Genomic DNA, 11,333 nt, shown 5'->3' on the forward strand with positions numbered 1-11,333 from the left:
AAAGTTCTCCCCTCCCCCACCGCACTTCAGCCGCCAGGCAATGGGAGAAGACCTATGCGTAAATTGATCATCTTGGGCCTGATGGCCGCTACCGTCATGCCGGGGGCCGCCATGGCCCAGTCCCGTGCGGAGGTGCGCGACAGCGCCCGCGAACTGCGCCACGAACAGCGCGACCTGCGCGATGCGCAGCGCTACGGCAACCGGCGCGACGTCCGCGAGGAGCGCCGGGACGTGCGCGAAGCCCGGCAGGAATTGCGCGAGGACTGGCGCGATTACCGCAGGTCGCACCGCGACGTCTATCGCGGCGGCAACTGGCGGGCCCCCTTCCGCTACAATCGCTGGGAAGTCGGCGCGCGGCTTCAGCCCAACTATTATAATTCGCGCTACTATATTTCCGACCCCTATCGCTATCGCCTGCCCCGCGCCGGCGCGAACCTGCGGTGGGTGAGGCATTATAACGACGTGCTGCTGGTCAATGTGCGGACCGGCCGGGTGATGGAAGTGCATCGCGGCTTCTTCTGGTAAGAGCCGCCAGGCGTGAAAAACGAAACGGCCCCCGGAAGATCCGAGGGGCCGTTTCCTTTTGCGCTATGGCGCTTCCGGTCCGTTTACCCCCCTTGGCCGCGCCGCTCGTTTCCGGGCGGGCGCGGCCGATGGCGCGCGCTGGGCGCACCATCAGTCCGAAAGGGGGTGGACCATATGCCGAAACGCCCCGCGCCCCGTTATGTTCCGCCGTGCGCCGCTCAGGCGGCCAGGGCCTCCGCGATCAGGCGGCGGCTGTTTTCGATGCCGTAGAGCGCGATGAAGCTGCCCATCCGGGGCCCCTGGTCGGCCCCCAGCAGGGTCTGGTAGAGCGCCTTGAACCAGTCGCGCAGTTCGGCAAAGCCATAGGCTTCATCCTTGCCGATGGCATAGACGATATTCTGGATGTCCTCCGCCGAGGCGCCTGCGGGCAGGGCGGCGAGTTCGGCGTCCAACCTGCGCAGGGCGGCGGCTTCGCCTTCGGTCGGCGCGCGGCGATGGAGCGTCGGGGCGACGAAATCGCGGTGATAGGCGAGGGCATGGCCGATCAGCGCGTCCAGTTCCGGATAGCTTTCCGCATTGGCGTCGGCGACATAGTTCTGGAGATAGCCCCAGACCTGTTCGCGGCTGGCGTCGCCCATCACGCCGACCAGATTGAGCAGCAGGCCGAATGTCACCGGCAGGCGGCCCTGCGGCAGCTTGCCGTCATGGATGTGGTGCACCGGATTGCCGAGTTGCTGTTCGACCGGCTGGTTCGGATAATTGCCGCGGAACTGCCAATATTCGTCCACGGCGCGGGGGATCACGCCCATGTGGAGCTGCTTCGCCTTCTTCGGCTCGCGATAGGCGTAGAAGGCGAGGCTCTCCTGCGGGCCATAGGTCAGCCATTGTTCCAGGCTGAGGCCGTTGCCCTTGGACTTGGAGATCTTTTCGCCCTTTTCGTCGAGGAACATTTCGTAATTGAAGCCCTCGGGCGGGCGGGCGCCGAGCGCGCGGCAGATCTTCGAGGATTGGGTGACGGAATCGATCAGGTCCTTGCCCGCCATCTCATAATCGACGCCCAGCGCGACCCAGCGCATCGCCCAGTCGACCTTCCATTGCAGCTTCGCGCCGCCGGACAGGATCGACCGTTCGATCAGCTCGCCCTCATCCTCGAAGCGGACGAGGCCGGCATCGGCGTCGATCACCTCGACCGGGACCTGAAGCACGATGCCGCTTTTGGGCGAGATCGGCAGGACCGGCGAATAGGTCGCCTGCCGTTCCTTGCGCAGCGTCGGCAGCATGATGTCCATGATGTCCCGATAGCGGCGCAGGACATTCTTCAGCGCGTCGTCAAAGGCGCCGGACCTGTAGCGCTCCGTAGCGGAGACGAACTCGTAATCGAAGCCGAAGCGGTCGAGAAATTCCCGAAGCATGGCGTTGTTGTGATGGGCGAAGCTTTCGAACTTCCCGAAGGGATCGGGCACCTGCGTCAGCGGCTTGCCCAGATGCTGCGCCAGCATCGCCTGGTTGGGCACATTGTCCGGCACCTTGCGCAGCCCGTCCATGTCGTCGCTGAACGCGATCAGGCGCGTGGGGATGTCCGACAGCGCATGATAGGCGTTGCGGACCATGGTGGTGCGCAGCACTTCGTTGAACGTGCCGATATGCGGCAGGCCGGAGGGGCCATAGCCCGTCTCGAACAGCACATAGCCCTTTTCGGGCGCGCCGTTCTGATAGCGCTTCAGGAGCTTGCGCGCTTCCTCATAGGGCCAGGCCTTGGACGCCTGCGCGGCGGTGCGGATGAGTTCGGACACGGTCATGATGCATGCCCCCCTAAGCATTTTCGCGGCCGTTGAAAACATCTGACGACTCGGAAAACATCATGCGGCGGAAGGAACGGCAAAGGCTTCATTAATATAGATCAAGCTTCATTTTGGACCCGACGCGGCGATTCCAGGTGCCGAAATGGAGACGAATGGCGGCTTTTCCCGCCAGATCTTTAACTTTGATTAACCCTGTTCAGGCATATTTATCGGGAGCTTAGGGGGCTCAGGAGGGACTATGCAGCCGCGCAGCCGTCACAGAATAACGGTCGATATACCCGTCGTCGTGACGACGGTGCTCGACAGCGTGGAAGGAATGATCGTCGACCTGAGCGAGGGCGGCGCGCAGATTGCGGGCTGCGGCCTGCCGGTGCGCAGCCAGTGCCAGATCGACTATGAGGGCCATGTCGTGTTCGGCACGGTGCAATGGTCCGAAGAGGACCGCATGGGCATCCGCTTCCCCTATGAACTGACCGACGGACCGCTGTTCGACCGGCTGGAGATCGCACGGGCCGCGCGGCTGACGCCGACGGCCTTTCAGCCGCGCATGCCCGGCGGGCGTCCTGCGGGCGGTTTCGGGCGTCGGTTCGGCTGAATCGGGCGCTTTTTCAGGTTTCCCTTTTGTTCCCGTTCGCCTAAGCGGGAGAGGTGATCGACCCCGCTGCCCTGCCCGCCCTTCACGCCAGCCATGGCGGTATATGGCTTCGGGAAGGGGATCGGACCGCAGCGGTTGCCAAGGGCACCGCCATCGCGCGGACGGCGGAAACGCCGACGCTGCTGCTGAACGCGCCGCTGACCGGGCAGCGGCTGGGCTATCCCGATTTGAATGGCCTGGACCTGCTGGAATTGTGGGCCTTCATCCATCCCGCGCGCTTTCTGGTGCCGACGCCCAAGGGGCTGGCCGAAGCGCTGGACCTGCCTCGTCCGGCGAGCGAGGCGGACATTCCCGAATTGTTGCAGGCGGCGACCGGCGCCCTGCTGGCGACGCTGGAATCCCCCGCATGGACCGAGCGCGAGGGCGGCTGGACGGCGGCGCAGTCGCTGCACCGGTTGCGCTGGCCATGGGCGCCGCTGGTGGCCGGGCGCATCGCCCAGCCGAAGGAGGCGGAGCGTTGGCTCTTCTCCAAATTGCCGGAATGGGAGGAGAGCCCACCCCGCCCTGCTCCCCGTTCGGTATCTCTGCAACCCGATGCGGTGGTGGCGCGGCTGGAGCAGTTGACCGGCGCGGGAGCCGAAGCGCGACCGGGACAGCGCGCCTATGCGGCGGCGGCGGCGGAGGTGTTTCGGCCCAAGGCGCATCGCGACCAGCCCAATATGCTGCTGGCGGAGGCCGGGACCGGGATCGGCAAGACCCTGGGCTATCTCGCCCCCGCATCCCTCTGGGCCGGGGAGGCGCAGGGGACGGTGTGGATTTCCACCTTTACCAAGGCGTTGCAGCGGCAGTTGGACCGGGAGAGTTTGCGCCTGTTCCCCGATCCCGCCGTGGCGGCGAAGCGCGTGGTGGTGCGCAAGGGGCGGGAAAATTATCTCTGCCTGCTCAATCTGGAGGACGCGCTGCAAGGCGGATTCGCGGGCCGGGCGGCGATCCTGGCGCAACTGGTGGCGCGCTGGGCGGCCTTCACCAAGGATGGCGACATGATCGGCGGCGACCTGCCGGGATGGCTGCCGACCTTGTTCCGGCGCAACGGCTCCACCGCGCTGACTGACCGGCGGGGCGAGTGCATCTATGCGGGCTGTCCGCATTACCGGAAGTGCTTCATCGAGCGATCGGCGCGGGCTTCGGCCGATGCGGACATCGTGATCGCCAATCATGCGCTGGTGATGATCAACGCGGCGCGGGGGCGGGAAACGGGGCAGGCGCCGCAACGCATCGTGTTCGACGAGGGCCATCATCTGTTCGATGCGGCGGATTCGACCTTTTCCGTCGCCCTGTCGGGGCAGGAAGCCATCGAGCTGCGCCGCTGGGTGATGGGGCCGGAGGGCAATTCGCGGGGGCGTCGCCGGGGTCTGGCGGCGCGGCTGTCGGACCTTGCCAGCTATGACGAGCAGGGCGGCGAGGCGATCCGGGCGGCGGCGGAGGCGGCGAGGGCGCTGCCGGCCGACGAATGGCTGAAGCGGATCGTCGCGGGCGAGCCGTTCGGGCCGGTCGAGGAGCTGCTCGCGGCGGTGCGGGGCACGGTCTATGCGCGGGCCGCCGATGGTGGCGAGGCGGATGCAGGCTATGGGCTGGAGACCGAGCTGGCGGAACCTGACGGCGCGCTGGTCGAGGCGGCGCAGGAGGCGGCGCGGGCGCTGGACGCGCTGCTGCGGCCGCTGACCCATCTTGGCAAGCGGATGGAAGCCGTGATCGAGGAAGCGCCCGACTGGCTGGACGGCGCGGCGCGGGCGCGGGTCGAGGGGGCGATTGCCTCGCTTGGCTGGCGGCGCGATCTGGTGACGGCCTGGCTGGCTCTGCTGGCGCGGATCGGCGGGCCGGCGGACGCGGATTTCGTGGACTGGCTGGCGGTCGAGCGGATCGAGGGGCGGGAGTTCGACATCGGCATCCACCGCCACTGGCTGGACCCGACGCGGCCGCTGGCGCAGGCGGTGCTGAAACCGGCGCAGGGCGTGCTGATCACATCCGCCACGCTGAAGGGCGGCGGCGACTGGGACAATGCGGCGAGCCGGAGCGGGGCGACCCATCTGCCGCGCGGGGCGGAGCAGTTCGAGGCGAGCAGCCCGTTCGACTATCCGGAACGGTCGGAAGTGCTGATCGTCACCGACATCAAGCGCGGCGACATTGCGGCGCTGTCGGGCGCCTATGCCCGGCTGATCGAGGCGGCGGGCGGTGGGACGCTGGGGCTGTTCACCGCGATCCGGCGGCTGCGGGCGGTGCATGCGCGGATCGCCGACCGGCTGGCGCGGGCGGGGCTGCCGCTCTACGCGCAGCATGTCGATCCGATGGACACGGGCACGCTGATCGATATTTTCCGCGACGATCCCCGCGCCTCGCTGCTGGGCACCGATGCCTTGCGCGACGGGGTGGACGTGCCCGGCCATTCGCTGCGGCTGGTGGTGATGGAGGGGGTGCCCTGGTCCAAGCCCACCGTGCTGCACGCGGCGCGCAAGCTGGCGGGCGGCGGAAGCGCCTATGACGACCGGCTGATCCGGGCGCGGATGGCGCAGGCCTTTGGCCGGCTGATCCGGCGGGCGGAGGACCGGGGCAGCTTCGTCATCCTGTCCGCCGCCATGCCCAGCCGGTTGTTGAGCGCTTTCCCCGCCGGCACGCCGATCCGCCGCCTGACGCTGGACGAGGCCATCATCTCGGTCAGCGGGCAATCCCGCGCTGGCCTTAACGGTAATGCAACGCTAGGGCTTCAGGGACTCGAGTCCGGCACCTGGTGACTGTGTTTTCGTGATTTCCGAGTCAGCAGGCGTTTCACCTGCTTCGAAATCACTCTGGGACCTGGAGAAAAAATGAAGCGGTTGATCCTGTTCCGTCATGCCAAGTCCGATTGGGACGATCCGGTTGCGCGGGACTTCGACCGACCGCTCAACCGCCGGGGGGAAAAGGCGGCGCTGGTGATGGGGGAATTCGCCAAGGCGCGCGACCTGCATTTCGACATGGTGGTCGCCTCCCCGGCCGTGCGGGTGGTGGAGACGCTGAACGTCTTCTTCACCGGCTATGGCGAGGTGATCGACCCGCATTGGGACCGGCGCATCTATCTCGCCTCCACGCCCACCCTGTTCGACGTGATCCGCGACCTGCCCGACAGCGCCGGCAGCGTGCTGATGTCCGGGCATAATCCGGGTCTGGAGGAACTGGTCCTCGACCTCGTGCCCGACGATGGCGCGAGCCCGCTGCGCGAGGATGTGGAGGTGAAGTTCCCGACCGCCTCGATCGCGGTGATGGACCTGCCCATCGAACATTGGAGCGAGGCGAAGCCCAATATCGCGACCTTGGCCAGCTTCACGCGCCCGCGCGACCTGGACCCGGCGCTGGGGCCGGGATCGCGCTGAACCTGACGGTTACGCCGATCCCCTGACGGTGGGCGGCGGCGACGGGATGACAGCTGTTCGAACGTGACCGGAAAGGCGCATGATGGCGTGCAGCATATATCCAGATCGGAACGTGCCGTCCCTATTCCCCGATCGCCCTGACCAATAGGGCGCGGATGGCTTCCAGGCGCGGCAGCAGATCGGCGTGGGGGGCCGTTTCGCCATTTTTGGGCGCGGGCGCGACCGGCGGCTCGCCACCTCCATCGGCCAGCGCCTTTTGCGCGCCACGGACGGTGAAGCCCTCGACATTCAGCAGATGGTTGATGCGCCGCACCAGCGCCACGTCGGCCGGGCGGTAATAGCGCCGGTTGCCCGATCGCTGGAGCGGACGGAGCTGGGTGAAGCGCGTTTCCCAATAGCGCAATATATGCTGCGGCAAATCGAGTTCGCTCGCCAGCTCACTGATCGTCAGAAATGCGCCCTCTGCCTTTTCCATGGTCATGATGTTGCACCTTTAGCGGCGCAAAGGTCAACCTTCGGGAAAATGGCTGTTTTGCCGACGGCCCCCTCAGGCCGAGGCGACGCGGTCCCGCATCGTCTGGCTGGCGCGGAAGGTCAGCACCCGGCGCGGCTCGATCGGCACTTCCACGCCCGTCTTGGGGTTGCGGCCCATGCGCTGCGTCTTGTCGCGCAACACGAAGGTGCCGAAGCTGGAGATCTTCACATTTTCCCCGCGTTCGAGCGCGGCGGACATATGCTCCAAAATGGATTCGATTAAGGTTGCCGCTTCTGCCCGTGAAAGGCCAATATGACGGTTCACGCTCTCCGCGAGATCCGCGCGCGTCAGAGTTCCGTTACCGCTCATCGCATTTCCCCACCTTGACACCCGTCGAGCCTAAATGCGGGTGATCATTTGACAATGTGCGCGATTCTGCATGATTCGGCAAGATGACCACCCGGCGAAATCCTTAAAAAACCGTGAAAAATGGGCGGTGTAGCAGTCCCGCAATGGGACTGGGAAGAATATGGCGCAGGGATGCCATCCATTTTGGGTGACATCGGCCTGGCACGAGGATGCTGCCGGGGCGCTGTTTGGTTGAGTCGGAAGTGAAGAGGTCTGGAAAGCAGACGGGCCGCTTTTTCTCACCCGTTCGCCCTGAGCCTGTCGAAAGGCTTCGCTTCCTTGGAACTGTGGCCTCGGGAAAAGGCTAGGCGTCGGACGGGCCCGGCGCGAACGGTTCCTTTTTGGCCTGCTCCGGAACGGATTCCGAACGACTGCATCGGATCGGCCGTTCCAGAGCGCGCTGCGTTAAATCCGGCGCAGGTCGCGCGCTCCAGCTTTTTGCTGTCGCCTTCTTTCAGGCAGAAAGCCGGTTCCCATTCCTCGACAGGCTCAGGACCGGCTTTTCCGCACGATGTTCAGGACCGATCCTGGCCCTACACCCGCAGGACGCAGGCGCCCCAGGTGAAGCCGCCGCCCATCGCCTCCAGCACCAGCAGGTCGCCGGACTGGATGCGCCCGTCGCGCATGGCGAGGTCGAGGGCCAGGGGAACCGATGCGGCGGAGGTGTTCGCATGGCGATCCACCGTCATCACCACCTTTTCCGGCGCGAGTTTCAGCTTGCGCGCAGTCGCATCGAGGATGCGGGCATTGGCCTGGTGCGGGACCAGCCAGTCGATGTCCGCCGCAGTCATGTCGGCAGCGGCCATCACTTCGGTCAGCACCGAGGCCAGGTTGGTGACGGCGTGGCGGAAGACTTCCTGTCCCTTCATCCGCAGCTTGCCGACCGTCTGCGTGGTGGAGGGGCCGCCGTCGACATAGAGAAGCTGGTTGTGGCGGCCGTCGGCGTGCAGTTTCGAGGCGAGGATGCCCCGCTTGCCATCGGTGCTTTCCTCCGCGCCCAGCACGACCGCGCCTGCGCCGTCGCCGAAGAGCACGCAGGTGGTGCGGTCTTCCCAGTCGAGGATGCGGCTGAAGGTTTCCGAACCGATCACGATGGCGTTCCGCGCCGCGCCCGAGCAGATCATGCTGTCGGCCACGGTGATGGCGTAGAGGAAGCCGGAACAGACCGCCGCCACATCGAAGGCCACACAATCGTTGATGCCAAGCGCGGCCTGGACGATGGTGGCGGTGGCCGGGAAGGTCTGGTCGGGGGTGGCGGTGGCCAGCACGATCAGGTCGATGTCCTGCGCGGACAGGCTGGCGGCTTCCAGCGCCGCCCTGGCCGCATCGGTGGCGAGCGTCGCTGTGGTTTCACCCTCTCCCGCGATGTAGCGGGTGCGGATGCCGGTGCGCTCAACGATCCATTCGTCGCTCGTGTCCACGGTCTGCGCCAATTCGGCATTGGTGACGGAGCGGACCGGCAGGGCGGAGCCCGTGCCCAGGAGAACGGATCGGCGGATCACTTTGCGGGCAGCTCCATCCTGGATGCGGGGGCGGTCAACCCCTCGATCCCGTGCATGTCGGCGGCGATGCGCCGGGTGATGTCTTCCTCCAGCAGCCGGGCGGCGACATGGACGGCATTGGCGACGCCCTTGTCGTTTGCGCTGCCATGGCTTTTCACGACCACGCCATTGAGGCCGAGGAAAACGGCGCCATTATGGTTGTTGGGGTCGAGATGATGGCGCAGCAGGTGCATCGCGGGCTTGGAGATCAGGAAGCCGAGCTTGGAACGGATCGAGCTGGTGAAGGCGGTGCGCAGCAGGTCGGTGACGAAGCGGGCCGTGCCCTCCGCCGTCTTGAGCGCCACATTGCCGGAAAAGCCGTCCGACACGATGACGTCGACATCGCCGCGGCCGATCTTGTCGCCCTCCGTAAAGCCTTCGAAGGACAGCGGCAGGCTGGTCGCGGCGCGCAGGATCGCGGCGGCGTCGCGGATTTCCTCCGTCCCCTTCATTTCTTCCGTGCCGATGTTCATCAGGCGGACGCGGGGCCGCTCCAGGTCGAGCGCAATGCGGGCATAGGCGGCGCCCATCACCGCGAACTGGACGAGATTGCGGGCGTCGCATTCGGTGTTGGCGCCCAGGTCCAGCATGACCACGTCATTGTCGCCCAGGGTCGGCAGCATGGCGGCCAGCGCGGGCCGGTCGACGCCCTTCATGGTGCGCAGGGCGAGCTTCGCCATCGCCATCAGCGCGCCGGTATTGCCGGAGGAGACCGCAGCGCCGCAATCGCCCGCCTTCACCGCCGCGATGGCCATGCTCATCGAGCTGGTCTTCTTGCGGATGGCGACGCTGGGCTTGTCGCCTGAAGCCACCACATCGGGCGCGTGGACGATTTCCGACGCGGCGCGCAGATTGGGGTGGTTGTCGAGCGCGGACTTGATCCGCGCCTCGTCCCCGAAAAGGGTGAAGCGCAACCCTTCGTGACGGCGACGGGCGAGCGCAACGCCCGCCATCATCACGCGTACGCCTTCATCCCCGCCCATCGCGTCGATTGCGATTCGCGGTTGGCTGGACAAGTTAACGCACCCTTTTCAGGAGAAATGCTTGAGCGTCAGGCCCCGACGGCGACGACTTCACGGCCGTTATAGTGGCCGCAGGCGTCGCAGAGATTGTGCGGGCGCTTCAGTTCGCCGCAATTCGAGCATTCCTGATAGGCCTCGACACGCAGCGAGTCATGGCTGCGGCGCATGCCGCGGCGGGACGGGGACGTTTTCCTCTTGGGGACAGCCATGTCGGCACCTTATTCCATAAATTGATCTGTTAGTGCGACTGGCCGTATCCGATGGATGACGACGCCAACGGCGCCGCAGACCCATGCGGCCCGGATGATCGCGAAGCCCTGCGCCTATAGCGTTTTTTGGCCCGTGCGCAAGTCCTTCTTGCCCCGCCATGCCGCTGCCCTATTCTGGGGGCGTCGCCATGAAAGGGGGGAAATCCGATGTTGCTGCCGATCACGCTGACGCTGGCCGCCGCCTGCGCGCTGCTCAACATGTGGCTGGGGATTCGATGCGCGCGAATCCGGATTTCGGATCATGTGCTGCACGGCGACGGTGGCAGCGCGCTGTTGGCCAAGCGGATGCGCGCGCATGCCAATTTCATCGAATATGTGCCGGTGACGCTGATTCTCTTCGGGCTGGTGGAACTGGCGGCCGGGGCGTCGATCTGGCTCTGGGGCGCGGCGCTGGCGCTGGTGCTGGCGCGAATCGCCCATGGCTTCGGGATGGATGCGGAGAAGCCGACCGTCTGGCGCGGCGCAGGAGCGCTGCTGACCTGGGCGGTGATGGTCGGCATGGCGGTGGCGGCGCTCACTGTCGCCTATGGCGCGACGCGGGAGGTGCCGGCGCCGCCCGCCATGGCGATGGTTCGATAGGGTCAGGCGAGGACGGCATCCCCCACGAAGGGATTGGTGCGGCGTTCATGGGCGAAGTTGCTCATCGGGCCGTGGCCGGGGACGAAGGCCGTGTCGCCGCCCAACGGCCAGAGCTTGCCGGTGATCGCATCGACCAACTGCTGATGATTGCCCATGGGGAAGTCGGTGCGGCCGATCGACCCCTGGAACAGCACGTCCCCGACGATGGCGAGCTTGCTGGGCGCATGGTGGAAGACGACGTGGCCGGGCGTGTGGCCGGGGCAGTGATAGACGTCGAGCGTGAGGTCGCCGACCGTGACCTGATCGCCGTCCTCCAGCCAGCGGTCGGGTTCGAAGCTTTCGCCGTCGATGCCGTATCGGGCGCCGTCCTCGCCCAGCCGGTCGATCCAGAAGCGGTCGGCTTCATGCGGCCCCTCGATGGGAACGCCCAGATCGCGGGCGAGGATGCCCGCCTGGCCGCAATGGTCGATATGACCGTGGGTGACGAGGATCTTCTCTATGGTGACGCCATGCTGCTCGGCCGCCCTTTTCAGAATGGGCAGATCCGCGCCCGGATCGACGAAGGCGCCGCGATGGGTCGCCGTGCACCAGAAGAGCGTGCAATTCTGCTGGAGCGGGGTGACGGGGATCAGGGCGGCTTTGAGGGGCGGAGTCGTCATGGCGTTGATGTGGCGAAGCTGCGCGCCGGGTGCAAGGCCTTGGGGAGGGGGCGA

At 66.3% G+C, this 11,333-nt stretch carries 12 protein-coding genes; 5 read left to right on the forward strand and 7 right to left on the reverse strand.

Features of this window, described 5'->3' with window-relative positions; all coding sequences use genetic code 11:
• The first annotated feature begins 54 nt into the window (after nucleotides 1-54).
• Nucleotides 55-525 carry an RcnB family protein gene (locus tag K7W03_RS19170; RefSeq protein WP_025547327.1) on the forward strand — a complete coding sequence of 157 codons (471 nt, stop codon included), beginning with the start codon at nucleotides 55-57 and terminating at the stop codon, nucleotides 523-525.
• Nucleotides 526-743: 218 nt separating this feature from the next.
• Here K7W03_RS19170 and K7W03_RS19175 read toward each other — a convergent pair whose 3' ends face one another.
• Nucleotides 744-2,324, reverse strand: a complete 1,581-nt coding sequence (locus K7W03_RS19175) for a lysine--tRNA ligase (RefSeq protein ID WP_222887088.1) — start codon at nucleotides 2,322-2,324, stop codon at nucleotides 744-746.
• Nucleotides 2,325-2,565: 241 nt separating this feature from the next.
• Between K7W03_RS19175 and K7W03_RS19180 the strand changes: the two genes are divergently transcribed.
• The 3 genes from K7W03_RS19180 (at nucleotide 2,566) to K7W03_RS19190 (ending at nucleotide 6,326) form a co-directional block, all read left to right on the forward strand.
• Nucleotides 2,566-2,922 (forward strand): PilZ domain-containing protein, encoded by a 357-nt coding sequence (locus K7W03_RS19180; RefSeq protein WP_025547324.1) that lies wholly within the window; start codon nucleotides 2,566-2,568, stop codon nucleotides 2,920-2,922.
• 53 nt (nucleotides 2,923-2,975) lie between these two features.
• The gene (locus K7W03_RS19185; protein ID WP_222887089.1) at nucleotides 2,976-5,711 is read left to right on the forward strand and encodes an ATP-dependent DNA helicase; all 2,736 of its coding nucleotides are present in this window, start codon (nucleotides 2,976-2,978) and stop codon (nucleotides 5,709-5,711) included.
• Nucleotides 5,712-5,783: 72 nt separating this feature from the next.
• Nucleotides 5,784-6,326 (forward strand): SixA phosphatase family protein, encoded by a 543-nt coding sequence (locus tag K7W03_RS19190; RefSeq protein WP_044661347.1) that lies wholly within the window; start codon nucleotides 5,784-5,786, stop codon nucleotides 6,324-6,326.
• Between the two features lie 121 nt (nucleotides 6,327-6,447).
• Here K7W03_RS19190 and K7W03_RS19195 read toward each other — a convergent pair whose 3' ends face one another.
• The 5 genes from K7W03_RS19195 to rpmF all read right to left on the reverse strand — a co-directional run bounded on the left by K7W03_RS19195 (nucleotide 6,448) and on the right by rpmF (nucleotide 9,981).
• The gene (locus K7W03_RS19195; RefSeq protein WP_044661346.1) at nucleotides 6,448-6,801 is read right to left on the reverse strand and encodes a MerR family transcriptional regulator; all 354 of its coding nucleotides are present in this window, start codon (nucleotides 6,799-6,801) and stop codon (nucleotides 6,448-6,450) included.
• Nucleotides 6,802-6,873: 72 nt separating this feature from the next.
• Entirely contained in the window at nucleotides 6,874-7,170 is a 297-nt protein-coding gene (gene ihfA, locus K7W03_RS19200) for an integration host factor subunit alpha (protein ID WP_007687990.1), read from the reverse strand.
• Nucleotides 7,171-7,742: 572 nt separating this feature from the next.
• Complete coding sequence (locus K7W03_RS19205) at nucleotides 7,743-8,711, reverse strand: beta-ketoacyl-ACP synthase III (protein WP_044661345.1); 969 nt, start codon at nucleotides 8,709-8,711, stop codon at nucleotides 7,743-7,745.
• A complete protein-coding gene (gene plsX, locus K7W03_RS19210) occupies nucleotides 8,708-9,733 on the reverse strand; it encodes a phosphate acyltransferase PlsX (protein WP_037481578.1) in 1,026 nt (341 codons plus the stop codon). Before plsX ends, K7W03_RS19205 begins: the two co-directional genes overlap by 4 nt.
• Nucleotides 9,734-9,801: 68 nt before the next feature.
• Nucleotides 9,802-9,981, reverse strand: coding sequence for a 50S ribosomal protein L32 (rpmF, locus tag K7W03_RS19215; protein ID WP_013848214.1), 180 nt, complete (start codon nucleotides 9,979-9,981; stop codon nucleotides 9,802-9,804).
• A 207-nt stretch (nucleotides 9,982-10,188) separates the two neighbouring features.
• Between rpmF and K7W03_RS19220 the strand changes: the two genes are divergently transcribed.
• Nucleotides 10,189-10,620, forward strand: coding sequence for an MAPEG family protein (locus K7W03_RS19220; RefSeq protein WP_222887090.1), 432 nt, complete (start codon nucleotides 10,189-10,191; stop codon nucleotides 10,618-10,620).
• 2 nt (nucleotides 10,621-10,622) lie between these two features.
• Here K7W03_RS19220 and K7W03_RS19225 read toward each other — a convergent pair whose 3' ends face one another.
• Nucleotides 10,623-11,279, reverse strand: coding sequence for an MBL fold metallo-hydrolase (locus K7W03_RS19225; RefSeq protein WP_025547311.1), 657 nt, complete (start codon nucleotides 11,277-11,279; stop codon nucleotides 10,623-10,625).
• Between the last annotated feature and the right edge of the window lie 54 nt (nucleotides 11,280-11,333).

The sequence above is a fragment of the Sphingobium sp. PNB genome (genome assembly GCF_019873065.1).
Taxonomy (GTDB): domain Bacteria; phylum Pseudomonadota; class Alphaproteobacteria; order Sphingomonadales; family Sphingomonadaceae; genus Sphingobium; species Sphingobium fuliginis.